Raw genomic sequence first — 23898 nt, 5'->3', positions numbered from 1 at the left:
GTGCCGGGCGCCGTTCGAGCCGTGGCGGAGCCGCGGGCCCAACAGGGACCCGCGGGCCTACCGGCGGCTGCCGAACAGCGAGCGACGCAGCCGCCGAAGCGGCGCGAAGAGCGAGACACGCGCGCTCCTGCTCCTGCGGGTGTGCGCTACATCACGCGAGGTGAGCTCGCGCATCAGCGACGTCGCCTCGGCCGACTCGCGCTGCGGGACCACAGGGCCACCGAGCACCGAGAGATGGCGGTCGAGACGCGAGCTGGTCGCGCTGCTCCCACACGTGATCGCAGGCACTCGCGCCCTGCTGCGCACCGTTATCTGTTCCATGTCACTCCCCACCCGTACGAGGGCACCCGGCCCCGGGCAGATTAACCCTATCGCCCCGCCATGACACTCGTGTATCCCGGGCGCAGGATTCACCACACCTGTACGCGAGTTGACGGCCAGTCTACGGATCCATCTGTTTCCAGGGCGAGTTGGCCGGCGCCTCAGCGAACGCTCTCGGCCTTCGAAGAAGTTCTCGGACTTCCGACCAATCCGCTCGGCCCTCCGCACCGAATGACTGGCAATGAAGCTCGACCAGCACTCGCGTGAAGGACAGATTCGATGACCGCACTCAGCAGCAACGGGCGGGGGGCCCGGAGGCTCGCCGCACTCGCCTGCGTGGCGCTGGCCACCGGGGCGCTCGTGGCTTCCGGCGTGACCGGTCTGGAGCCGGGGACGGCCCGGGCATCCAGCCACCGTGAGGCCCCGCTGATCTCCGGGCAGCCGCAGTACGACAACACAGACGTATACGCGTTCGTCAGCCCCGACAAGCCCGACACGACCACGATCGTGGGCAACTTCCTGCCGTTCCAGGAGCCGGCCGGCGGCCCGAACTTCTACAAGTTCGCCGACGACGCCCAGTACGACATCCACATCGACAGCGACGGTGACGCCCAGGGCGACCTGATCTACCGGTGGACCTTCAAGGACCACGTGAAGAACGGCAACACCTTCCTCTTCAACACCGGCCCCGTCACCGCGATCGACGACCCGGACCTCAACATCACGCAGACGTACGACATCGATCTGCTGAGGCTGAAGAACCAGCATGTGATGCACTCCACAAAGATCGCCGACGATCTGCCGGTGGCACCGTCGAACGTGGGCAAGGCGTCCATGCCGGACTACCAGAGCCTGCGCGACCAGGCGGTGAAGGAACTCCCCGGCGGATCGACGGCGTTCGCGGGTCAGGCGGACGATCCGTTCTTCGCCGACCTGCGCGTCTTCGACCTGCTCTACGGCGCGAACCTCACCGAGGTCGGCAACGACACGCTCAAGGGCTACAACGTCAACTCCATCGCCCTGCAGGTGCCGACCGCGTACATCCGGCAGTCGGAGAAGCAGCCCATCGTCGGCATCTGGTCGACCACCCAGCGCAAGAGCGCGAGCGGTCACTGGAAGCAGGTGTCCCGGCTCGGCATGCCGCTGGTCAACGAGGTCGTCATCCCCGTCAAGGACAAGGACAAGTTCAACGCGTCCCACCCGTGGAACGACGGTGACTTCCTGCAGTTCGTCACCCAGCCGGAACTGCCGAAGCTGATCGAGGGCATCTACAAGATCAAGGCCCCGGCCGAGCCGCGCAACGACCTGGTCTCGGTGTTCCTGACCGGCGTCGACAAGCTCAACAAGCCCCCGCACGTCCGCCCCGCCGAGGCGCTGCGGCTCAACACCTCCATCCCGCCGAGCGCGGAGCCGAAGAGGCTGGGCGTGCTCGACGGCGACAACGCGGGATTCCCGAACGGACGGCGGCTCTCGGACGACGTCCTGGACATCGCGCTCCAGGTGGTCGAGGGCGAACTGCTCGGCACCAAGAACGATTTGGGCGACGCGGTCAACGAGAACGACCAGAAGTTCAGCCACTCCTTCCCGTATGTGGCGCTGCCGACCTCCGGCTCGCGGGGCCCGCTCGCCAAGGAGGCCGCGGCCAAGGACGCCCAGGGCAGCCTGCTCACCGGTGGCGCGTCGGCGGCCTCCAGCAGTGACACGAACACGACGCTGGTCGCCTCGGCCGTCTCCGCCGGCGCGGGTGTGCTGCTCGTGGCCCTGGGGCTGACCTGGTGGCGGATGCGGCGCCGCAATGCGTACAGCCGCAATCCGTACAACTGACCGGGACGCAGCCTCGAAACGCTGTACGACGCACACGCTCCTACGAACCGAAAGGGCAGACAGATGTCCCTGCGAAGGGCGCCAGACACGACCGCGGCCACCGGCCGCGACCCGGGCGGCCGGGAGCCGGGTCCCCGGTCCGGGGCGGGTCCCCGGTCCGGTCCGGGGAGGGTCTGGGGGGTGCTGCTTCCCGCCGGGACGCTGGCCCTCGCCCTCACCGTGGGCGTCGTCATGGCGGGCGGTGCGGACCAGGAGCCCCCGACGGCCCGCACCGCCGCACCCGCCGCGGACACACCGTTCGAACAGATCGGCACCGGTGACCTCGCCCGCGGGGTCACCGGCCTCCAGGCGCATCTGCGGGCCCGGCCCAAGGACGCCCGGGGGTGGGCGACGCTGGGCGCCGCCTATGTCGAGCAGGCCAGGACCAGCGGCGACCCGACCCGGTATCCGCAGGCCGACAAGGCACTGGCCCGCTCGCTTGCACTCCAGCCGCGGGACAACGACGCGGCGCTCGCCGGCCGTGCCGCACTCGCGGCGGCGCGGCACGACTTCCACGGCGCGCTGCGCGAGTCGGAGGCGGCGCTGAAGGTCAATGCCTTCAGCGAGCGGGCGATGTCCTCCCGCATCGACGCTCTTGTCGAACTCGGCAGCTATGACAAGGCGTTGGCGGCGGCCGAGCAGGCCGACGACCGCCGCCCCGGCATCCCCGTCTTCACGCGCTATGCGTACGTACTGGAGCTGCGCGGCGATGTCGCGGGGGCCCGCCGGGTGCTGAACGTTGCGATGAACTCGGCCTCCTCCCCCGGCGACATGGCGTATGTGTCCACGGCTCTGGGCCAACTGGAGTGGAGCCAGGGGGCGTACGCCCCGGCGCTGAAGTACTTCACCACGGCGCTCGATGCAGACCCGGGGTATCTGCCCGCGCTCGAGGGCCGTTCCCGCACCCAGGCCGCGCGCGGCGACACCAAGGGCGCCGTGTCCGGGCTCGAAGCAGTGGTGGACAGGCTGCCGCTGCCGGGACAGCTGGTGGCGCTGGGTGAGCTGTACGAGGCCGCGGGGCGCAAGGCCGATGCCCGCAACCAGTACGAACTGATCGGCACCTGGACGCAGTTGGCACGCGCCAACGGCGTCGACACCGACCTGGACACCGCGCTCGCCCTGGCCGATCACGGCGACAAGGCACAGGCGCTGACCGCCGCCCGCGCCGAGTGGAAAAAGCGCCGGACCGTGCACACGGCGGACGCGCTGGCCTGGGCCCTGCACGTCAACGGCCGTTCCGCCGAGGCTCTGCAGTACCTCGCCACCTCGGCCCCGGCCGGCTGCCGCAACGCGGTGTTCCTCTACCACCGCGGCATGATCGAGCGGGCCGCGGGCAACCCGGCGGCCGCCCGTGCCTCGCTCACCACCGCGCTGAAGATCAACCCCGGTTTCTCCCCCACCGGTTCACGCGCGGCCCGGGCCGCACTGCAGGCTCTGGAGGCGTCATGAAGAGGCGTACGACCGCCGTCGGCGCGGCGGTCCTGATCGCCGGAGCCGCTCTCGCGGTGCTGCCCGCGGGGACGGCCGCTGCGCATCCCCTGGGGAACTTCACGGTCAACCGCTACGACGGGCTGCTCGTCGCACCCGGGCGGCTGAGTGTCGACCACGTCGAGGACCTGGCGGAGATCCCCGCCGCCCAGGCCCGCTCCAAGGTCGACCGGAACGGCGACCGGGAGATGTCCCCCGCCGAACTGTCCGAGTGGGCCGAGGGGCGCTGCCAGGACGCGGCCCGGGGCAGCCGGGTCACCGTCGAGCGGCGCGCCGTCGCGCTCACGCCCGGTGCGAGCACCGCCGAGGTGCGCCCCGGGCAGGCCGGGCTGCCGACGCTCCGGCTCGAGTGCAGGCTGACGGCCGAACTGCCGGACGGTCAACAGACGATCCAGTTCCGGGCGGCGGGCAGCGGCAACGGTCCGGGCTGGCGGGAGATCACGGCCCGCGGCGACCGGATGACGCTCGCCTCGTCCGACGTCCCGCAGGCGTCCACCTCGCGGCGGCTGACGCAGTACCCCAACGGGCAGCTCTCCTCGGCGCCCGACCGCACGACGGCCGCGCTCTCGGTCGCCCCCGGCGGCGCGCCTGCGGCGGCGGACAGGCAGGAGGCCGTGGCCCCGGCCTCCGTACTGCCGCGCGGCGCCGACCGCTGGACACAGGCGCTGACGAATCTGGTGTCCCGCCGCGACCTGACCGTGGGGTTTGCCGCGCTGGCCCTGGCGACCGCGGTGCTGCTCGGCGCGCTGCACGCGCTCGCGCCGGGCCACGGCAAGACGGTGATGGCGGCCGCGGCGGCAGCGGGTGGGAAGAACTCCCTTCGTGACGTCCTCTCGTTGGGCGCTTCGGTGACGGTTACGCACACGCTCGGGGTGTTCGCACTCGGCGGTCTGATCGCGGTGGGCTCGGCGGCGGCGCCGTCCGTGGTGGCATGGCTGGGCGTGGCGAGCGGGGCGCTGGTGGCCGTTGCGGGGGTGGTACTCGTACGAAGGGCATGGCGGAACCGCGGCGACGCGCATGGGCATGGGCAGACGCACGGGCACGGACACGGGCACGGACACGGACACGACCATGGGCCGGAGCACGGCCGCGGACACGGACAGAGCCACAGCCACGACGACGGGCACCCGGACGACCACGGCCACCCGCACGGGCACGACCACAGCCACAGCCACAGCCACGCGCACGGGCATACCCACAGCCACGATCACCGATCGCTCGGACTCCGCTCGACACTTCTGCTCGGCTTCGCCGGCGGGCTCGTCCCCAGCCCGTCCGCCGTCGTCGTCCTCGTCGGCGCCGCCGCGCTGGGCCGCGCCTGGTTCGGCCTCCTGCTCGTCCTCGCGTACGGCCTCGGGCTCGCCCTCACCCTCGCCGCCGCCGGCTTCGCCGCGGTCCGGCTCGGCGAACGCGCCGCCCGTCTGCTCGCCGAGCGCAGCCGCCGCAAAGGACGGCTCTTCTCCGCAGTTCAGCGCGTCATGCCGCTGGGCACAGCCTGCGTCGTCCTCGCCCTCGGATGCGGATTGGCGCTCAAGGGGGCGGCAACAGCTCTTGCGTGAGCTAACTTGGGGTAGTTGCTCTGCTACCGATGGGGGCTCGCTGTGAGCGAAGTGCCGGGCGATGAGCGGCTGGTGGTGGGGCGCTACCGCCTGCTGAGCCCCTTGGGCGAGGGCGGGATGGGCGTGGTGTGGCGCGCCCGCGACGAGCTGCTGGGCCGGGAGGTCGCGGTCAAGGAGGTCCGCGCCCCCGCCGCCCTCGGCACCACCGACGAGCAGCGGCTGTACGCACGCCTTGAGCGGGAGGCCTGGGCAGCCGGCCGGATCTCGCACCGCAATGTGGTGACCGTCTACGACGTGGCGACCGAGGACGGCCGGCCCTGGATCGTGATGGAGCTGATCCGCGGGCTCGCGCTCTCCGATGTGCTGGATGCCGAGGGGCCCCTCGCCCCGCAGCGTGCCGCGCACATCGGCGCGGAGATCCTGGCGGGCCTGCGCGCCGCGCACGATGCGGGGGTGCTGCACCGGGACGTGAAGCCCGGGAACGTACTCATCGGCAATGACGGCCGCGTGGTGCTGTCCGACTTCGGGATCGCGACGGTCGAGGGGTCCTCCAACCTCACGATGACGGGCGAGCTGATCGGCTCTCCCGAATTCCTCGCCCCCGAGCGGGCGCTGGGGCGTACGCCGGGGCCCGAGTCGGATCTCTGGTCGCTGGGTGTCCTGCTGTACGCCACGGTCGAGGGCAACTCCCCCTTCCGCCAGAACACCCCGCTGAGCACGCTGCGGGCCGTCGTCGACGAAGAGCTGCCGCCACCACACCGGGCCGGTCCGCTGGCGCCGCTGATTGCGGGGCTGCTGCGCAAGGACCCGGCGGAGCGGCTTTCGGCACAGGAGGCCGAGCGGCAGCTGCGGGTGGTGGCCGCGGGCGGCGCGGCCCCGGCCGCCGCGCCGCCGCTGCCCGGTCCGTACAGCCCCACCGTGGCGGCCGGTTCACCCACCCCGGTCGTGCATCCGCTGCCGCCCGCGCCCACCCTGGTGCCGGGTCCGGCCACCTCGGCCACCACGGCCACCACCGGTGTGCCGCCCGACCGCGCCCGCCGGGCGACGGTCGTGCTGATCGCCGGGGTTGCCGCGCTGCTCCTCGCGGTCGGCGGCCTCGCCTGGGCGCTGGTCAACAACAAGAACCAGGGCACCGGAAACAACAACGGCCGCAGCGCGCCCCCTGCGACGGGCAGTTCGAGCGCCGGTCCGGGCGGTACGGCCTCCGCCCCCGGAGGCGGGACGGACGGCGGCAACGCGGGCAACACAGGTAACAGTGGAAACAATGGCAACAACGGCGGCGGCAACGGCGGTACGTACACGCCGCCGCAGACCGTCCGGGTCTACGCCCAGAGCGTGCAGGGCAGTTACTCGGGCAGCTGCCCGCCGCCGGAAGCGGAGGCTCCGGCCTTCCACGCGACGATCACCGTGGGACGTACCCCGGCGACGGTCGACTACCGCTGGGCGACCAGAAGCGGCGAGAGCTCCGGCTCCGGCTGGAAGACGCTCGACTTCGCCGCCGGGGGCTCGAAGCAGAAGCAGGTCAGCCATATCGAGCTGACGTACGAGCAGGACGGGACGCACCACGACCGGATCCGGGTGGAGATCCGGAGTCCGGTCGAGGTCCGCTCGAACTGGATCGACTTCTCTGTCACGTGCCATCAGGAGACGCCGACGGACGGGGGCTCCTACACGCCGAACACGCCCGCAGCGAACGCGAGCGCGCCGGGCGCGACCGCAGCGGGCGCGGGCAACGCCGTGTTCAGGCGTGCGAGGTGAAGACGGGCAGATAACCGCCGGAGTGTCCGGCGGCGGTGGGGTGGTAGGACTCGCCGATGTTGAGCCAGTTCAGGCTGTGCAGCCAGGCCGCCCCGGAGCAGATCTCGTGTCCGGTGAAGGCGGGCACGACATCCGCGAAGTCGTAGCCGTGGTTGGCCGCGCGCTTTGCGACGGCGGCATTGAGATAGTCCGCCGCCGAGTTGATCGCGGCCCTCTTCTTCTCGGTCATTCCGGCGATGCAGCTGCCGCTGAGCTTGTAGAAGCGGGGGTAGCCGAGGACGACGACGCGGGCGGCGGGGGCCTTGGATCTGATGGCCGAGTACACCGAGTCGAGCTTGCCGGGCAGGGTGGTGTCGACGTACGCGCGGGCCTGGTTGATCCGGTTGATGCAGCTGGACTCGGACTGCAGGACGCACGTGGTCATGACGTCGGAGAAGCCGGCGTCATTGCCGCCGACGGTGAGGGAGACGAGGTCGGTGGCGGCGCTGAGGGGTGCGAGTTGGCCGGCCGTGACATCACCCGTACGAGCGCCTGAGCAAGCGGTGAATGCGAACGACGAGGGTGAATGCGCGGCCGCCCAGAGCTTGGGGTAGGCCTTCGTGCTGCGCTTGCAGTCACCGCTTGCGCTGTCGTAGCTGCCGGCTCCGACGCCTGAGGAGTACGAGTCGCCCAGGGCCACATAGTCAAGGGCGAGAGCGGTGTCCGTGGCCTGAGCCTGACCGGCTCCGGTGAGAGCGAGGACGGCGCCGAGGAGGAGTGAGGATGAGAATGCCGTGATTCGGGACAGTTTCATGGAACCTCCCTTTAGCAGGATCTCTGCCACAACTTTCGTAGCAGCGCCCATACTTCACTGGAAGTGTCCATGCCAAGAATGTTTCCGTAAGGCTTCTTGACGGTGCTTCGGCGCACTGCGCAGCATGGAGGGTCAGCAACTGGAACATCCGGCGCCTTGGGGGGCAAGTCGGCCATGCCGACGATCAAAGACATGCCGTCAGCAGTCGGGAAAAATCTGCTGCCGGTGCTCGCCGGTGCCGCGTGCGCCGTCTCGGGGGTGGGGGTCGCACTGGCACTGGCCGGTGTTCAGTCGCCGCTGCGCGCTCCGTTCGTTCTCTTCTTCCTGTTCGCGGGACCGGCCTGCGGTCTGGCCGCCGCTCTTCCCCGACTGGACCCGGCGGCCAGGGCAGCCGTGGCCGCGGGCGGGGCGGTGGTCATCGATCTGGCGATGGCCCAATCACTGTCGTCGCCACGCCTCCTGACGGTCGACCGAGGCATCACGGCGGTCGTATTGACCACCGCACTGCTCTTCCTCTGGGCACTGGGACGGCACATCCGGAATGCAGAACACATCAATACAGCCGACTGCTTGATGAAAGGGATCAAGACAGGCAGATCCGGACTGTTCGGATCCAAGGACGAATCTGTATCAAAAAAGTAAAAAGGTGAGGCCCTGTCCCAGGTCTTGTCATACAGTCCTAATCATCAATACCGTCGTACATCCACCCGCAACGGACCATCATGCAAAGCGGCTCTAGGGGAGGGCTCAAGCGCCGCGATGGCTTCGGAGCGGAGCGCGGTAGGGGGGTGCCGTGCTCGGTTTTCGCGCTCAATCCGAGCCGTACGCCGCGCGGCCAGTTTTGCCAGCTCACCCACCGAGAACGGAGCCGCTTGCCGTCATGGGCGGGGTGAGAAGAACCCCCCTTTCGAACCGGAAACTCATCCGGACTGCCCGGGGGCGGGCGGTCCACCGGTGGAGAGGGAAACAGACTCATGAGCTCAGTCCTGCGCCCGGCCGCTCCGGGGCAAGATCAGTTCACCGAACCGAAGCACCAGGGGGGAACTTCCGAAAGAACGGCCGAGGCGAAAGCTCCGGCAAAGGAAGCCGGCCGCCTGTCCCATGCGTACCGGCCGATCTCCTCGCATCTCGCGATCACTCCGCCCGTGAGCGTCGTGATCCCCGCCATGAATGAGGCGGAAAACCTTCCGTACGTCTTCAAGACCCTGCCCGACTGGATTCATGAAGTCGTTCTGGTGGACGGGAATTCGAGCGACAACACCGTTCAGGTCGCCCGTGAGCTGTGGCCGGACGTCAAGGTCGTCAAGCAGGTCGGCAAGGGCAAAGGGGATGCCCTCATCAGCGGATTCGCCGCCTGCACGGGCGACATCATCGTGATGGTCGACGCGGACGGCTCGGCCGACGGGCAGGAGATCGTCTCCTATGTCTCGGCCCTGGTCTCGGGCGCCGATTTCGCCAAGGGCTCCCGCTTCGCCAACGGCGGCGGCACTGACGACATGACCCCCATCCGCAAGTTCGGCAACTGGGTCCTGTGCACCATCGTCAACGCCAAGTTCGGAGCCCGCTACACCGACCTCTGCTACGGATACAACGCCTTCTGGAAGCACTGCCTGGACAAGATCACCCTGGACTGCACGGGCTTCGAGATAGAGACCCTGATGAACGTCCGGGTCGTCAAGGCCGGACTGCGCGTACAGGAGGTCCCCAGCCACGAGTACCTCCGCATCCACGGCGTCAGCAACCTCAGCGCCGTACGGGACGGACTGCGGGTCCTCAAAGTGATCCTCAAGGAGAAGGGCGTGAGCCGCGCCCAGCGCCGCCGTGAGGCCGCGCTGAGCCCCAGGATTCCGCGGGGAGAGGTGTCTTGAGCGACCGACGCTTCTCCGTGGTGATCTGCGTCTATACGGAGGACCGCTGGGAGGACATCCTCGCGGCGGTCGACTCCGTACGGAGTCAGTCGCTGCCCGCTCTGGAGACGCTGCTCGTCGTCGACCACAATCCCGCGCTCCTGGACCGGCTCACCAAGGAGTACCGGGTCTGCGGCGAGCAGGGTGAGAGTGCGGCCGACGGCGAGAAGGTGCGGGTGCTCGCGAACGCGGGCCCCCGCGGCCTCTCCGCGGGCCGCAACACCGGGATCGCCGCCGCCCGCGGCGAGTTCGTCGCCTTCCTGGACGACGACGCCGTGGCCGAGCGCGACTGGCTGCGGTACTTCGCCGAGGGGTACGACGAACCACGGGTGATGGCCGTCGGCGGGCAGACGAAGGCGGCGTGGGCGTCCGGGCACCGGCCCCGCTGGTTCCCCGAGGAGTTCGACTGGGTCGTCGGCTGTACGTACCGGGGCCTGCCGCGCGGCAAGGTGCGGGTGCGCAATGTGCTGGGCGGGAACGCGTCCTTCCGGCGCAGCGCATTCGACGCGTCGGGCGGCTTCGCCACCGGGATCGGGCGCGACGGCGACAAACGCCCGCTGGGCTGCGAGGAGACCGAGCTGTGCATCCGGCTCAGCAAGGCGCTGCCGGACACGGTGCTGCTGATCGACGACCGCGCGGTGATCCACCACAAGGTCCCGGCCGCGCGTGAACGGTTCGGGTACTTCCGCACCCGCACCTACGCGGAGGGCCTGTCCAAGGCGCTCGTGGCCAGAAGTGTGGGCGCGGACAAGGGGCTCGAGTCCGAGCGCCGGTACACCACGCGGGTGCTCCCGGCCGGAGTCGCGCGCGGGCTGCGCGACGCGCTGCTCGGTCGCCGGGGCGGCGCGGGCCGGGCGGCCGCGATCGTCGCGGGGGTTGCGGTGGCGGCAGGCGGTTATGTGGTGGGGAGCGTGCGGGCGCGCAGTGGCGGCGTGACGTTCTCGTCGGGACCGATCGTGGAAGGCCGGGCCCGGTCGGGCGCGGCCCCCTCGAGCCGGGCTCCCTCGAAATCGGTCCTGCCGTCCGAGCCGGCGCCGTCGAGGGTCCTGTCGGGGCCGGTCCTGTCGGGGCCGGTCCTGTCCGGGCCGGTCCTGTCGGGGCCGGTCCTGTCCGGGCCGGTAACACCCGCGTCGGCAACCCCCGCGTCGGACGCGCGAGGTGAGCCTGCGTGAGTCAGCCCGTACCCATTCTGATGTACCACGCCATCGGGCACCGGACGGCCGAGGCCACCCACGGCCTGTCCGTCTCGCCCGACGCGTTCGCCGAGCAGCTCGAACTGCTCGGCGAGCGCGGGTTCACACCCCTCACCACCGCACAGCTGGGCGACGCCTGGCGGTCGGGCGGCAGCCGGCCGTTGCCACGCCGCCCGGTGCTGATCACCTTCGACGACGGTTACGAGGGCGTGCACCGGCACGCTCTGCCCGTGCTGGCCGAGCACGGCTTCGCCTCGACTCTCTTCGTCTCCACCGGCTGGCTGCGCGGCCCGTACGACGAAGGCGGCGCGCTCGACACCATGCTCGACTGGGACCAGGTGCGCGAACTGGCCGCGGCCGGCGCGGAGATCGGCGGGCACACCCACACCCATCCGCAGCTGGACCAGCTCGACGACGACCGGCTGTGCCACGAGACCATCCGCTGCCGGGACATCGTGGGCGACGAACTGGGTGCCCTGCCGGTCTCCTTCGCGTATCCGTACGGCTACTCCAGCCGCCGGGTGCGGCGTGCGGTCCGGGCGGCGGGTTTCGCGCAGTCCCTCGCCGTGGGCAACGCCCTCGCCCTGCCCCGGCAGGGGCCGTACGCCCTGCAGCGGGTGACCGTGCGGCGCAGCACCGGCATCGAGGAGTTCGAGCGGCTGGTCGAAGGCCGGTCGATCGCCCGCAACTTCGCCAAGGACCGGGCGCTCACCAAGGGGTACGCCGTGGTGCGCCGGGCGCGTCGGGTCGGAAGCCTGATCCGCCGGGTCGGCGGCTGATGCGGGAAGGAGCCAGGGGCACGGCCGGACCGGAGCGGGCCCCTGGAGCGGCCGAACCCGAACGGGCCCCAGGGGCGGCCGGACCCGAACGGGGCCCTCGCGCGACCGGGCCCGAAGGGGCCTCCCGCGCGTCCGGACCCGCCGGTCGCCCCTGGGCGCGCCACCGGTCAAAACACCGTGCGCTCGGCGGCGGCGTGCCGGATCATGGGCGCATGTCTGCCAAGCCTCAGGACGCACTGCCGATCCGGCTCAACGTCGACGACAGCGATTCACCTTCGGACGTCGTCGACGCGCTGTTCCTCGGCCGTTTCGCGACGGGCGAGCAGCCGTACTCCCACAGCTCCACCATCGACCGCGTCAAGCCCGGTGCCACCCTCCTGCCGCCCGCCGCCTCCGTGCTGCGTTCCGCGCGCGACGACGACCGCAGCGCCACCCTGGCCGAGGGCGAGGGCTGGACGCTGCTCATCTCCCGCTGGAACCGCGGCGCCGACGTCACGGTCACCGCGGTCACCTCCGAGCTCGCCGAGAAGGTGCTCAAACAGGCGACGGACGGCGCCGCCGACGAGCCGGAACCGCAGCCGGAGAACGTCACCATGGGGTTCTGGTACGTGTCGCCGCGGCGCGGTCCGCACCGCACGACGCGCCAGATCGCCGCCGGAACCTGGGACGAGGTCAGGCCCAACTACACGGCCCCGGTGGCCGGCGCGATGGACCGACTGATGAAGGTGACGCCGGACGACATCGCGGGCCGGCTGCTCCTGCTGCACGGCCCGCCCGGCACCGGGAAGACCTCCGCGCTGCGCACGCTGGCCCGTTCCTGGCGGGACTGGTGCCAGGTCGACTGCGTACTCGACCCGGAGCGGCTCTTCAACGACGTCGGCTATCTGATGGACATCGCGATCGGCGAGGACGAGGGCACGTCGAAGGGCCGCTGGCGGCTGCTTCTCCTTGAGGACTGCGACGAACTGATCCGCGGCGAGGCCAAGCACACCGCGGGCCAGGCGCTGTCGCGGCTGCTCAACCTCACGGACGGTCTGCTGGGCCAGGGCCGCAACGTCCTGGTGGGCGTGACGACCAACGAGGACCTGGAGCGACTGCACCCCGCCGTGGTCCGCCCGGGCCGGTGTCTGGCCCGCATCGAGGTGGGCGCGCTGACCCGCAAGGAGTCGGTGAACTGGCTGGGTACGGAGGAGGGCGTGGGCCGCGAGGGCGCGACGCTGGCGGAGTTGTACGCACTGCGCCGCGGCAACACCCCGGCGTCGGTGCCCCCACAACACGACGGCGCAGACGCGGGCCTGTACCTCTGACCCGGACCCGCTCCTCAAGCGCCGGAGGGGCTGAATCTCAGCCCCTCCGGCGCTTGAGGAGCGGGGGTCTGGGGGCGGAGCCCCCAGTTACGGGATGGGGGTCACCTCCCAGGCGAAGGAACAAGCCCCGCAGATGACGACGCCGCAGGCACTGGCGTCAACCCCCGTACGCCGCGCGCAGCGCATCCTGCACGGCCGACAGCGCGTCCGCACGCGTGAGGCCAAGCCGACGCACCTGCTCGGCATACGCCGCCGCGGCCACCGCAGCCTGCCGGTCCGCCGCATCCCCCGCCGCCGCGATGAACGTCCCATTGCGGCCGCGCGTCTCGATCACCCCGTCGGCCTCCAGCGCGCGGTACGCCTTGGCGACAGTGTTCGCGGCGAGACCGAGGTCCTCCGCAAGGCCGCGTACGGTCGGCAGCCGGTAGCCCACGGGCAGCACGCCCGACCTGGCCTGTTCGGAGATCTGGCTGCGCAGCTGCTCGTACGGAGCGACAGCCGCATCGGAGTCGATGGCGATGTTCAAGGTCACCCGCCGATTGTCCCCCAGCCGCTCTCCCTCCTCGGGGGAAATGAGGAGGCGACACGACCCTGCGGGCACGTACCGTGCGCTGGTTACGAGATCTGCGCTACGGAGGTACGGCATGTCCGCACGCTTGGTTGAGGTGGTCCTGGTCAAGGCCGGCCGGACCAAGATCCGCTATTCCGCCGAGTTGCTCACGGACGACGGCACCCAGGTGACGGTGCGCGCGCCGTGGGCGGGCGAGGGGACGCGCGACTTCGGCTTCGTACGCTTCGAGGCGGGCGATGTCTTCACCGAGCACTACTGGCGGGACCGCTGGTACTCGGTGAAGGAGGTCCGCGCCGGCGACGGCACGCTGAAGGGCTGGTACTGCGACATCACCCGCCCCGCCACGCTCGACGGCGACGAGCTGACCGTGGAGGACCTGGACCTCGATCTGTGGGTGTCGGCGGACGGTTTGTCGGTGCTGCGTCTGGACGAGGACGAGTTCGAGGCGAGCGGGCTCGCGGCCCGCGATCCGGAGGCGGCGAAGCATGCGGTCCAGGCCCTGGACGAGCTGGAAGTCCTCGCTCACCGAGGCAAGTTGACCGATCTGCTCGATCACCGCGGCCAGTAGTGATGATTTCAGCCAGGGCCAGGCCACCAGGACCAGGAGCACGGCGTACACCGTCACCGAGAACGGCGTGTTGACCAGGCCGGTCACGCTTCCGTCGCTGATCTGGAGCGCGCGTCGCAGCTGCTGTTCGCCGGTCGGCTCGAGGCCGTACGTCACCGGCAGCAGCAGCGCGACCGCCATCGCGGGGCGCTTCTCGACGAGCCCGACGGATCGGCGGAGTCCGTCGCGGCTCACACCGCCACTTTGGCCAGGAACAGCAGGACGAAAAGCCCGGCGAACACAATCGGAGTGATCATTTCTACCGCTCCGAGCTCCGCGTATCTCTTCCGGAGCGGCAGCGGAGGTCCACTGGTCAGCGACTCCCACTCATCGGTGAAGATCCTCACGGGGAACTGCTTCTCGATTCTGTTGATGACGGCGAATTTGGCCGCGTTCAGCTCCCGGTAGCTGCGCAGTTGTAACCACCAGGAGGCGGATATCGCGACTCCTGCGAGAGAAAGCGCCAGGTACGGCGGCCAGTTGGAGTCCCCGAGCTTGGTGTCGACAAGGGTCGCGATCGAGATCACGGCCGTCTGCAGCGAGAGGAAGAAGGCATTGGCCGTGCCTCGGCGCGCGGACCCCCTGTCCGCCATCTCCACCGCGATCTTGTACAACTCGAGTGTCCTCGGGTCCGGTTCAGCGGACACGGGCCCCGTCCCGTTCACTCCCCAGGGTCGATCCTGCCGGGGCCCGCAGATCGGGGGACGGCCACTGGTGGAGGATCTCTCGCAGTGCACTCACGTCCGTGAAGAGGTGGGCTTCCCAGGAAGCGCGCCTGGCAACCTCCACATTCCTCGTGTCGTCGTCGAAGAACAGGATGTCCGCGTCACGGTAGTCGGGGCCTGCGATGGCGCGACCCACCTGCTCGAAGAAGCCGACGTCGGACTTGGTCACCCGCATGGCGGCCGAGTAGAAAATGTCTTCGAAGACGCTGCGCAGTCCGAGATCCCGCCACAGATAACCGGCCCGGTACTTCTCCTGGTTGGTGGCGAGGAACAGCCGGCCGCCGGTTCGGTCGGCCCAGTGGGTGACAGCATCGAGGACGTCACGGTCGATGTAGGAGTGGGTCCGGAACCAGTAGGAGGTCAACTCGTCCACCGGTACAGCCGGGTTGATCCGCTTGAGCACGGGAGCCAGTTCCTCGCGGAGATCCGTCCGACCGGAGACGATCCGGTGCCACTTCTGCCGGAAGAACTCCTCGTGCAGCCGCTCCGGATCAACGCCCAGGTCTTCCCACAGCCGGTCGTACCAGGCACCGGTTCTCTCCGGTCCCACATGGACGAGGACACCGTCGATGTCCAGGACCAGGGCGGGGCGACGGCACATGCTCTCACCTGCTGTGACATGGAAGCTCTGCACGTTTCAGTCCCTCTTCAGTACGTCGGTGAGCGAGTGCTCGGTGCTGGTGAAGTAGTTCCATCCGCGCGGGACGAACGCTCTCGTCCCGCTCGTCGACGACAACCGGATTCCGCTCCCGTCGGTCACTGCTCCGACCGAGTACAGGCCGTGGGCGCCCAGGGCGCTGAGCACCTCGTCAGAGGTGTCGGCGCGCAGGGTGCCGACGAGCGAGAAGTCATGTCCGGGCCCGAGAGCGAGGTCGAACTCATCGGCCCCGGCCAGCCGGGCCACCTGCCGCACCGCTTCGGGTATGCGCATGGCCGCCGTGTCGACGTCGATGCAGACGCCGCCGGCTTCGGCCAGCTCCAGGAGTGTCTGCCCCAGGCCGTCGGTGTTGTCCATACAGGAGGTGCAGCATCCGTCGGCTGCGAGCGCCCTGCCGAGCTCCACCATCGGAGCCCGGTAACGGAGTGCTTCGTTCAGCTCCGACCGTACGGCCGCGGGCACCTGGCGCGTTCCCGGCTGTTCGGTCAGCAGATGGAACGCGGCGGGAGTCAGGCCGGCCGGGCGCGACATGAAGACACGGTCGCCCTTCTTCGCCCCGCCACGTAACAGCGCCCGGCCGGCCTCACACAGTCCGACGACCGTCGCGGAGCAGCTGAGCTCGGGACTGGAGCTGATGTCGCCGCCCACAACGCGGCAGTTCAGCGGACGGGCGACGTCCAGTACGCCGTCGCAGAACCCGCGGAAGTCGGCCACGCGCATATCGGCCGGAAGAGCGCAGTTCAGCAGGAGGGCGGTGGGCTCGCCTCCACATGCGGCGACATCGCTGATATTCAGCGCGGCGAGATGTGCGCCGAGCCCCCGGTGGTCGATGAGGCCATGGGCGAAAGCAATGAGATCGGCAGGCACCCTGTCGGTACTGAGCAACACCGTCCAGCCGGGGCGGGGAACCAGGAGCGCGCAGTCGTCCCCCACCCCATGGGGATCCTTCTCGGGGTTGAACAGGGGGCGGAGCAGTTCGCGGATGAGCCGTTTCTCGCCCCACTGGCTTATGGTGCCTTCCTCTTCACCTGTCTTCATGGGTTACCGCGTTTCTGTCGATGACCTTGAGTGCGGCGTCCACGGCGCCCGCGATCACTTCTGGAGTCGCACCGCGGATCGGGGCCCCCAGATAGGGGGGTTCACGGAATCCGAGGAGTGTCCAGGGGCCGTTCTCCACGCCTTCGGTGAATTCCTTCAGCGGGTCGAGTGTGAGCGGCACGATGTGACGTGAGTGAAGTCTGCGGCCCAGGGCGATCAGTTCTGCGGTGATCGCCCCGTTGGGCAGACGGGTGCGCTGAAGATAGCTGCGGGAGAACAGCAGGATTGCCGCATCGGACTGGCCGGCGTAGGTCGCTCCGTTCTCGTTCGGTCCGCCGGCCAGACCATGAAAGTCCTTGACGAATGCGAAGTAGCGCCGCTTGCGGTCGTACAGCAGCCGGAGCACCGCACGCATCGTGTCGATGTCCTCCCAGCAGAAGGAGATGAAGATCGCAGGCCCGGTGAATCCTGGTTCATTGCGGGTGTCGTCCACCACGGACAGCCTGATCTCCGCGTCCCTGGCAACCGCCGCCCGGTAAAGAGCCTCACGGGCTTTGCCATCCGATCTCTGCTGGGTAATCCATTCCTTTCGATTACGCGGAACGAAGAGAAGAATGTTGCTCTGGATCGGGGAGTCCCACAACTCCTCGAGGAACTGGCTCACATGACCACCGACGCGTTCCAGTGGGATGGTTCCGCCCTTCAAGGCGTACGCTTCGGCCCGCACACGCACTGAACCGGGGTCGTAGAGAGCATGGTTCTCGTAGTCCCAGTAGGTGTCGACATAGAAATCAGTACGCAATCGCGCCACTGATGTTCCGGTCTGTGTGCTCGGCCGCTCCTCCCAGTAGTACTGGTAGTCCATCCCTGGAGCGTCCATCAGATCCATGGCCCGGCGGGCTCCGTAGGACAGGCGCTCCGACTCCCGGCGGCCGCGGAGTTCCTTGAGCGCGTGGAGAAAGGACTCGTCGTCCATGCGGTTGAATCCGTCAGCGGTCAGGGAACCGAGCGGCGCGTCGAACACCCTCTCCATCCACTCCGGATGCCGTCTGAGGAATTCGGAGAGCACCACGGCGAGCAGGGTGAAACGAAAGCGGTTCTCCGGCGCGGAGTAGACCTGCGAGCGAAGAATGGCGCGCAGCATGAGGAAGTTGGAGACCGGGCCCTTGGAGTCGAAGACGGGCCCCTGCTCGTCGTAGGTGATGAGGGAACCGACGACCTGGCTCACCGATGTCAGATGTCCCACGCCGATCGTGTGGTGGGCGTCCCGATGGACATAGTCGAGCCTGTCGGCGTCGACCACTCCGTCCAGGATGTGCCGGAGCGCGGCCAGCGGAGGGCTCTGCTCGATCGTGCCGATCCGCACCCCGGTAATCATGTGTGCCAGCAGTCCGATGTCGAAGCGGTCGCGGAGCAGAGGCTTGCGATCGAAGAGATCGATGATTCCGTGCAGAGTGAAGATGTCCTTGTGGCCGAGGTCGTGCGCACGAATCTCCAGATCCTCGGAGACTCTGGCCACCACTGCCGGATCGGCATAGAAGAACAGGTCGGTCGCGGCTTTGAAGGGCAGCTCTCCAATGTCCTGTACGAGTCCGGCGATGACCATGTGCTCGCTCAGCGCACGGACGAAATCCTGATCGCGTCCGTGCTCGTCCGACAGTGCCGGAAGACTCCCCCGCAGAAGACGGGTCGCCTCGTCGTCGAAGAACCCATTGCGATGGAGCTGTTGCATGATCTTCAGCGCGGAGTGGGCGGTTCCGATGGCGTGGGCGAATCGCGTGTGATTGGCCGAAGTGAAGGCGTAGGAGCCGAACGGCAGCTGTTGCAGCCGTCGAAGGCGCTGCAACTGGGGTGACTCGAGAAGAATCGGGAGGACGTCCTCGCTCTGGAAGAGACGAGGATCCGAGAGCTCGATCGGCCCATGCACGGCGTCGAACATGGGCAGGACCCGGCTATCGGTCATGATCGCCTCCGGCGCCGTTGGGCAGACCGGCGAAGTCGCGGTGTATCAGCGAGGACACCGGTCCTCTGCTTCCCTGATACTTCCCCTCGTACAGCCGGATCGGCCCCTCGGGAACCCAGAAAGTGACCTGCCCGATCAGCATCCCGGGATACACCAGAACCGGTTGCACGGCGAAGAGTTGCAGGGTCACCTGACCTGTGGAGCCGATGTCGATCAGGTCCGCGGTCACATGGACGAAGATCCCGAGCCGGGCCGACGAGGACCGTCCTTTGACAATGGGCACATAGTGCTCGCTGCCGAGCACTTCCATGGTGTGGCCGAGATGAATGCGGTCCGGGCCCAGAGCGATGCCCGCCGGGGGGATCCGTATGTCCCGCGTGGGTTGCGGAACTCGCGGATCGAGCACCTCGTTGGTATACACCTTCAGCACATCACCGAGGCGGAAGTTGTAGCTGTTCGGGTTCAACTGCCTCTCGTCGAACGGGTCGATCGTGATGCGCCCCTTGTCCACCTGCCGAGATATTTCGGCGCCCGTGAGGATCATCGCCGTACCGCAGCTTGTTCGTCGTCGTGGACAACCATCTGCCCGACCGGGTAGCCGCACGGCCGTGGACCGTCATGCTTCGCATAATCGCCCCGGTACAGCGTCCGGTCTCCGGTGGGATGCCAGAACATCACCTGGGCGATGCGCATGAAGGGATACAGGACGAGAGGTTGCACCGCGTACAGCTCGAGTGTCCAGGCATGAATCGCGCCGAGGTTTCCCATGTCCGCATTGAGTTGCACGAACAGTCCCAGACGGGCTGCGGAGGAGCGGCTGATGAGGCACGTCACATGCCCGTCTCCGCCGAATCGTTCGGCTGTCGCACCCAGGCAGAGAGTGCGGGGGCGGAGGATATAGCCGTCCGCGGGTATCTTCACCTTACGGAAATCCGGGCTCGCACTTCCGTACTCCCGTAACAGCAACTCGTTCGCCAGATGCACGTTGTAGCTGTTCGGGTTTATATGTCGCTCATCGAACGGATCCATGATCAGTTGTCCGTTCGCGACTAATTCTCCTATGGCTGCACCCGTCAATATCACCATGCCCCCCGCCGGCGAGACTGGTTTGCGCGCGGCAACCACGGTAGGTGCACGTGAGCATCCGTGTACATACGGCAACGTGAGCGGCCGGCGGTGCTGCCGGCCCTGGCCCACCGGGAGGTCCTGGCCCGTTCCCGCCCTACCGCACGAGCGGCTCCAGCAGCTCCAGCGCCTGCTCCCAGCGGAAGCGATCAGCGCCGCCGTCCGCTTCCGGTTGGAAGGGCTCGTGGTCGCCGATCACGACGCCCATCGTCCGTAGCCGCTCCAGACTCTGCCCATACGCGGGGTGCGCAGCCTGCGCCGCGTTCAGATAGGGCAGTACGGCAGTCGGGATGCCGAAGCCGTATGCCTCGCAGAGGATGCCCAGCGCCAGGGTGTCGGAGATTCCGGACGCCCACTTGTTGATGGTGTTGAAGGTGCCCGGAGCCACCGCGATCGCATCTGCCGCCGGCAACGGGCGGGGGTCGCCGGGGCTGCGCCAGGCGGAGCGGATCGGGTAGCCGGTCTGGGTCTCGACCGCGTGGGCGTCGATGAAGCCGAGCGCTGGTGGGGTCGCGACGACGCCGACGTCCCAATTGTGTTCCTGGGCGGCTGTAATGAGCTTGCCGACGTCCCCGGCGATGCCGGCGGCGCAGACGACGACGTACAGGAACGGCTTCTTGAGCTGGTCGAGCTGATCACTCACGCGGGAACTCCCCCTCGGCTGGTAGCGCGTCCATGGGCATGGAAGCCGGTCAGGCGATTCTGCCCACCGCTCCTCAGCCTGGCGCAGCCTCCCACTCGCGCTCCAGGATCGAGCAGGTAAGGGAGTCGCGCCAGGCGCTCCGCACGAAGACGTGCTCGCGGATGCGGCCCTCCTCGGTGGCGTCAGGGGCACCGTCATGCGCAGCCTCTACCGGCGCAGTAACAGATCTCGGACGAGAAACGATCGTTCATGCCGTTTGAAGGGGTGGGCGGATGAGGGGCTGGGAGGCTCGCCACCATGGGTCGATTGCCTCACACCGAGCCGCGCCGAAAGCCCGCCCTGGTCACGGGGCTCGTGCCGCGGGGGAACGGCAAGGCACTTCCGTGACCAGGGCGGGGGCTTAGCGGCGGCGCAGGAACCCGCTTTGACCTCGGTGCCTGCCCGTACGCCGTCCGGATGGCAGTGCATTCCCGGCGGCCTCACTCGGCTTCTCGGGACGGGCCGGTTCATCGTTGAGGAGGATGGACTGCCAGACCAGCTCGTGGAGCGTCCGGATGCAGGGGCCGCACGCGTACATCGGCGCCTGGGCACCGGCGACGCTCGCAGGGCCGATCCAGAGGACGCGGGTCCACTGCTGGCCACAGTAGAGCCAGCAGAATCCGTCGACCCACTCGTTGCCGTCATCCGTGGCTGCTGGGGCAGGCAGACCGCCGCGGGCGAATTCGGCGATGCCGGGTATCACCCTGTGAGGTAACGCGAGTTCCGTGAGCATCGCTCGACCTCCAGGAGTCAGTGACGACCCTTGCCCGCTGCCGAGGGTGCTCCGGCCTTTTCGGCGTCGGCGAAGAGGAGGGTGGGCTCGGCCAGGATGTCGCGGCCGGCCTCGCTCTTGTAGATCTCGTCGACGCTGCCGAACCGGGCTTCGGCGTAGTCGAGGTCGAGCAGGGCCGCCGCTTGTCGGACTGATGCCTCGTCGGGTCCTTCGACCTCGACGAAGGTGGGGAGGTCGGGCCAGGTGTCGAAGTCGAAGGCAACCTCGCCCAGGCGCCATTCCTCGCGGTAGTTCTCCTGGTAGCGAACCTCTCGCAGTCCGAGGCGGCGCAGAATGTCCGCCATGGCGTGCAGGTCGGTGACCTCGGTCTCGATTTCGGTAGTGCCGTCGATCGTGGTCGAGTCGGTGACCTGCTTGAGCGTCAAGGTGGAGCGGGTGCCCTCGTCCCGGAGGCGGACCCACTGGCCGTTGTCGAGAGCGTCGTTCTCGAAGATCTTGCGGGTGAGGAGGGTCCTCGGAAACGTCAGCGTGGCGCCCAGGGCGGTCAGCTTGGACTGGATGTCGTCCACGTCAACGGACAGGAACTTGGCCTCGTACTCGTGCTTCATGATCCCCTTCTTCGGTTACGGATTCTGCTACTTGGAAGTGCGGGCCGCGAGGAGCAGACCCATGCGGTGCGTGTGATCCTGGAACTGACCGACGTGAGGCCGCTCAGTGAACTCGCTCGTTCGCAGCGTGAGCAGAACATCCCAGTTGGTTGCGAACCAGCTGCCGAGCTTCTCGGGTGACGTGTAGTGCTCGACGAAGCAGTGGCGTTGCTCGACGGGCATCATGAACTCCGCGCCGAACAGGCCGCCGACGCGTACCAGGGACTGCATGCGGGCGACGAAATCGGCGAGCGGGCGGCGGTGATTTGCACTGTAGTGCCAGGAGCAGCTCGTCCAGACGGCATCGCAGCGCGTCTCCGGGGACTCGGCCTGAAGGAAATCCTCCTCCATGACCTGCACCCGGTCGTAGAGCTCTTCGAGTTTGAGCCGGTCGATCAGCCCCATCGCGTGGGCGTTGGTGTCACCCGGAAGTCTGACTTCGCCTCCGTGGAGGGCGAACGGGTCACGTTCGATGGCGATAACGCGGTAGCCAGCGGCGGCGAGGGGCAGCACGAACTTGCCGTCGCTCGCGCCGATGACCGCGACTGTGGCGTCAGCGGAGGCATGCTCCTTCAGCGTGGCGAGGTACTGGGGGAAGAACGTGAGGGTGTGCTCCCACAGGCTCTGGGTCTCCACGGTTGGCTCCTTTCCTATCGGTGGCGAGGATGGCTTGCACAACCTGGTCCGGTCTGAGGCTTGTGGTGTCCACCCGGTGCATCGGGAACTGGGCGTAGGCGTCGGTGATGCGGTCCGCGGTCTCCTCGCCGAGGGCGTCCCAGCAGGACGCGGGCTTGATCCGCTCAGTGAGGCGGCGCTGGCGTTCGTCCTTCGTGCAGAGCAGCTGGTACGCGACGGGCTGCGGTAGATCGGGTGGAAGTGTGATGCCGAGTTGGGTCCCGAAGGCGCGGTGGGTGGCGATGCATCGGGCGAAGTAGCTCTCCACGACGACCGGGATGCCTGCGCCCAGATAGCGGTGGATCTCGTCGGCCGCGGTGAACAGGGCGGAGAGGTAGAAGCACATGCGTGCCTCGACGTTGTCGCGCATGTCGACCTGTCGCCGCAGCGACTGGTAGAAGAGCGGCACGGTGGGGACCAGGACGGCTCCCCGGGCCGCCGCGAGCATCGGGGCAATGGTCGACTTTCCGGTACCCCGCAGACCTTCGAGACTCTCGAACAGCGGTCGGTCAGGCACGGGCGTACACCACGTCCGGTACAGCGACGGTGAGCTCGTCCGTGGCGGACGGGCGGTGGACGATACGGTCGGCGGCCTTCTCGTACCAGAAGGCGTGCGAGTCCTTGCCAACCGCCTTGCAGGACATGGTGAGCGCGCCTCGCGGATCTGCCTCAATCCGCTCGATCTCGCGCGGGCCACCTACGGGCGCACAGATCTCCGAGGCGCCGTGCTCGGACACGTCCTCGTCGACGATCACCTCCATGGACAGCTCAGCCGCTTGTAGCTGCTCACGCAGGCGGGCGTACGCAGCCGGATCGGTGACCAGGAGCTCGGGATGGGTCGCGGCGTTGCCGACCGGCCGCAGGCAATGCAGTTTCAACTGGCGTGCATCGAACTCCTGCAGCGTGCGGGCCAGCGGCAGCACCTCGTCGATGTTCCGCGAGGTGACCGTCATGGTCGCGCCCGTCCTGACGCCGAGTTCACGTGCAAGGTTGAGGGCGCTCACGGCGCTCTGGTAGCTGCCGGACTTGCGGATGTGGTCGTTGGTCGCGCCGACGCCCTCCAGCGAGATCCGCAGCAGGTCCAGGTAGGAGGCGATCTCGGTGAGCCGACGCTCGATCCGGTAGCCGTTGGTGCAGATCTCGACGTGCATGCCCAGTTCCTGCTTGGCGTACCGGACGACCTGCGCGAGGTCCTTATAGGCGAACGGCTCGCCACCGAGCAGGGTGACAGCCTCGGTGCCGTACTGGTGGTGCATGAGCCTTATGAGGTTGACCGCCTCCTCGGCGGTGAAGGCATCGGCGTGTTTGAGCCGCTCGCCGTGGAAGCAGTGCAGGCACTCGAAGTTGCAGCGGTACAGAAGCTGCAGGTACAGCATCCGGATCCTGCGGATCTCGGTGACTTCCCCAATCACGTAGGCCTCCTGGGCCAGTTGCCTGGTTGGAGACCCGATGGTGACCGAACGCGCCGGGACCGCATCACCGCGTACGCGGACGGTCCAGGGACGT

At 68.4% G+C, this 23898-nt stretch carries 25 protein-coding genes and 1 pseudogene; 10 read left to right on the top strand and 16 right to left on the bottom strand.

The features are described 5' to 3' along the window. Window positions 1–57: 57 nt before the first annotated feature. Window positions 58–321: a hypothetical protein gene (locus OG729_RS31540; protein ID WP_360882177.1), complete on the bottom strand. Its 264-nt coding sequence runs from the start codon at window positions 319–321 to the stop codon at window positions 58–60. Between the two features lie 279 nt (window positions 322–600). On the opposite strand from OG729_RS31540, the gene OG729_RS31535 reads away from it, so the two are divergent. The 4 genes from OG729_RS31535 (at window position 601) to OG729_RS31520 (ending at window position 6989) form a co-directional block, all read left to right on the top strand. Further along, entirely contained in the window at window positions 601–2145 is a 1545-nt protein-coding gene (locus OG729_RS31535) for a DUF4331 domain-containing protein (protein WP_405809303.1), read from the top strand. Window positions 2146–2325: 180 nt separating this feature from the next. Next, a complete protein-coding gene (locus OG729_RS31530) occupies window positions 2326–3633 on the top strand; it encodes a hypothetical protein (RefSeq protein ID WP_405809301.1) in 1308 nt (435 codons plus the stop codon). Next, the gene (locus OG729_RS31525) at window positions 3630–5231 is read left to right on the top strand and encodes a nickel transporter (RefSeq protein WP_405809300.1); all 1602 of its coding nucleotides are present in this window, start codon (window positions 3630–3632) and stop codon (window positions 5229–5231) included. Before OG729_RS31530 ends, OG729_RS31525 begins: the two co-directional genes overlap by 4 nt. Window positions 5232–5273: 42 nt before the next feature. Next, window positions 5274–6989 carry a serine/threonine-protein kinase gene (locus OG729_RS31520; protein WP_405809299.1) on the top strand — a complete coding sequence of 572 codons (1716 nt, stop codon included), beginning with the start codon at window positions 5274–5276 and terminating at the stop codon, window positions 6987–6989. Here OG729_RS31520 and OG729_RS31515 read toward each other — a convergent pair. Beyond that, complete coding sequence (locus OG729_RS31515; protein WP_405809298.1) at window positions 6973–7782, bottom strand: SGNH/GDSL hydrolase family protein; 810 nt, start codon at window positions 7780–7782, stop codon at window positions 6973–6975. The genes OG729_RS31520 and OG729_RS31515 overlap by 17 nt on opposite strands. Window positions 7783–7938: 156 nt before the next feature. On the opposite strand from OG729_RS31515, the gene OG729_RS31510 reads away from it, so the two are divergent. The 5 genes from OG729_RS31510 (at window position 7939) to OG729_RS31490 (ending at window position 12968) form a co-directional block, all read left to right on the top strand. Further along, window positions 7939–8424: a hypothetical protein gene (locus tag OG729_RS31510; RefSeq protein ID WP_405809296.1), complete on the top strand. Its 486-nt coding sequence runs from the start codon at window positions 7939–7941 to the stop codon at window positions 8422–8424. A gap of 332 nt (window positions 8425–8756) precedes the next feature. Beyond that, on the top strand, window positions 8757–9650 hold the full coding sequence (locus tag OG729_RS31505; RefSeq protein ID WP_360882189.1) for a glycosyltransferase family 2 protein: 894 nt from the start codon (window positions 8757–8759) through the stop codon (window positions 9648–9650). Further along, entirely contained in the window at window positions 9647–10861 is a 1215-nt protein-coding gene (locus tag OG729_RS31500) for a glycosyltransferase family 2 protein (RefSeq protein ID WP_405809294.1), read from the top strand. Before OG729_RS31505 ends, OG729_RS31500 begins: the two co-directional genes overlap by 4 nt. A 20-nt stretch (window positions 10862–10881) precedes the next feature. After that, window positions 10882–11661: a polysaccharide deacetylase family protein gene (locus tag OG729_RS31495; RefSeq protein WP_405811357.1), complete on the top strand. Its 780-nt coding sequence runs from the start codon at window positions 10882–10884 to the stop codon at window positions 11659–11661. Between the two features lie 212 nt (window positions 11662–11873). Then, on the top strand, window positions 11874–12968 hold the full coding sequence (locus tag OG729_RS31490; RefSeq protein ID WP_360885456.1) for a DUF5925 domain-containing protein: 1095 nt from the start codon (window positions 11874–11876) through the stop codon (window positions 12966–12968). A 157-nt stretch (window positions 12969–13125) separates the two neighbouring features. On the opposite strand, the gene OG729_RS31485 is transcribed toward OG729_RS31490, so the two are convergent. Then, a complete protein-coding gene (locus tag OG729_RS31485; RefSeq protein ID WP_405809293.1) occupies window positions 13126–13500 on the bottom strand; it encodes a GntR family transcriptional regulator in 375 nt (124 codons plus the stop codon). 112 nt (window positions 13501–13612) lie between these two features. Here OG729_RS31485 and OG729_RS31480 point away from each other — a divergent pair, with 112 nt between their 5' ends. Then, window positions 13613–14107: a DUF402 domain-containing protein gene (locus OG729_RS31480; protein ID WP_360885177.1), complete on the top strand. Its 495-nt coding sequence runs from the start codon at window positions 13613–13615 to the stop codon at window positions 14105–14107. On the opposite strand, the pseudogene OG729_RS31475 reads toward OG729_RS31480, so the two are convergent. From OG729_RS31475 to OG729_RS31415, 13 genes and pseudogenes are all read right to left on the bottom strand, one after another. Beyond that, window positions 14105–14272: pseudogene (locus OG729_RS31475) on the bottom strand (tripartite tricarboxylate transporter permease); the annotation flags it as partial. The gene OG729_RS31480 and the pseudogene OG729_RS31475 overlap by 3 nt on opposite strands. Window positions 14273–14337: 65 nt before the next feature. After that, a complete protein-coding gene (locus OG729_RS31470) occupies window positions 14338–14793 on the bottom strand; it encodes a hypothetical protein (RefSeq protein ID WP_360885174.1) in 456 nt (151 codons plus the stop codon). Further along, the gene (locus tag OG729_RS31465) at window positions 14783–15472 is read right to left on the bottom strand and encodes an HAD family hydrolase (RefSeq protein ID WP_405809291.1); all 690 of its coding nucleotides are present in this window, start codon (window positions 15470–15472) and stop codon (window positions 14783–14785) included. The genes OG729_RS31470 and OG729_RS31465 overlap by 11 nt, the downstream gene beginning before the upstream one ends. Before the next feature lie 36 nt (window positions 15473–15508). Then, window positions 15509–16567, bottom strand: coding sequence for a thiamine-phosphate kinase (gene thiL / locus OG729_RS31460; RefSeq protein ID WP_405809289.1), 1059 nt, complete (start codon window positions 16565–16567; stop codon window positions 15509–15511). After that, window positions 16554–18530 (bottom strand): hypothetical protein, encoded by a 1977-nt coding sequence (locus OG729_RS31455; RefSeq protein WP_405809288.1) that lies wholly within the window; start codon window positions 18528–18530, stop codon window positions 16554–16556. Before OG729_RS31455 ends, thiL begins: the two co-directional genes overlap by 14 nt. Continuing rightward, window positions 18520–19074 carry a dCTP deaminase gene (gene dcd / locus OG729_RS31450; RefSeq protein WP_360885162.1) on the bottom strand — a complete coding sequence of 185 codons (555 nt, stop codon included), beginning with the start codon at window positions 19072–19074 and terminating at the stop codon, window positions 18520–18522. The genes OG729_RS31455 and dcd overlap by 11 nt, the downstream gene beginning before the upstream one ends. After that, window positions 19071–19616, bottom strand: a complete 546-nt coding sequence (locus OG729_RS31445; RefSeq protein WP_405809286.1) for a dCTP deaminase domain-containing protein — start codon at window positions 19614–19616, stop codon at window positions 19071–19073. Before OG729_RS31445 ends, dcd begins: the two co-directional genes overlap by 4 nt. Window positions 19617–19752: 136 nt before the next feature. Then, window positions 19753–20298, bottom strand: coding sequence for a flavoprotein (locus OG729_RS31440; RefSeq protein ID WP_405809284.1), 546 nt, complete (start codon window positions 20296–20298; stop codon window positions 19753–19755). Between the two features lie 400 nt (window positions 20299–20698). Beyond that, window positions 20699–21070: a hypothetical protein gene (locus OG729_RS31435; protein ID WP_405809282.1), complete on the bottom strand. Its 372-nt coding sequence runs from the start codon at window positions 21068–21070 to the stop codon at window positions 20699–20701. Between the two features lie 17 nt (window positions 21071–21087). Beyond that, window positions 21088–21678, bottom strand: coding sequence for a class IV adenylate cyclase (locus OG729_RS31430; RefSeq protein WP_405809280.1), 591 nt, complete (start codon window positions 21676–21678; stop codon window positions 21088–21090). 27 nt (window positions 21679–21705) lie between these two features. Beyond that, window positions 21706–22353 (bottom strand): class I SAM-dependent methyltransferase, encoded by a 648-nt coding sequence (locus OG729_RS31425; protein WP_405809279.1) that lies wholly within the window; start codon window positions 22351–22353, stop codon window positions 21706–21708. Beyond that, window positions 22271–22909, bottom strand: a complete 639-nt coding sequence (locus OG729_RS31420) for a hypothetical protein (RefSeq protein WP_405809277.1) — start codon at window positions 22907–22909, stop codon at window positions 22271–22273. Before OG729_RS31420 ends, OG729_RS31425 begins: the two co-directional genes overlap by 83 nt. Continuing rightward, on the bottom strand, window positions 22902–23804 hold the full coding sequence (locus OG729_RS31415; protein ID WP_405809275.1) for a radical SAM protein: 903 nt from the start codon (window positions 23802–23804) through the stop codon (window positions 22902–22904). Before OG729_RS31415 ends, OG729_RS31420 begins: the two co-directional genes overlap by 8 nt. Between the last annotated feature and the right edge of the window lie 94 nt (window positions 23805–23898).

This window comes from Streptomyces sp. NBC_00210 (assembly GCF_045160975.1).
Classification (GTDB): Bacteria; Actinomycetota; Actinomycetes; order Streptomycetales; family Streptomycetaceae; genus Streptomyces.
This window is presented reverse-complemented; position numbering and strand designations above follow the sequence as displayed.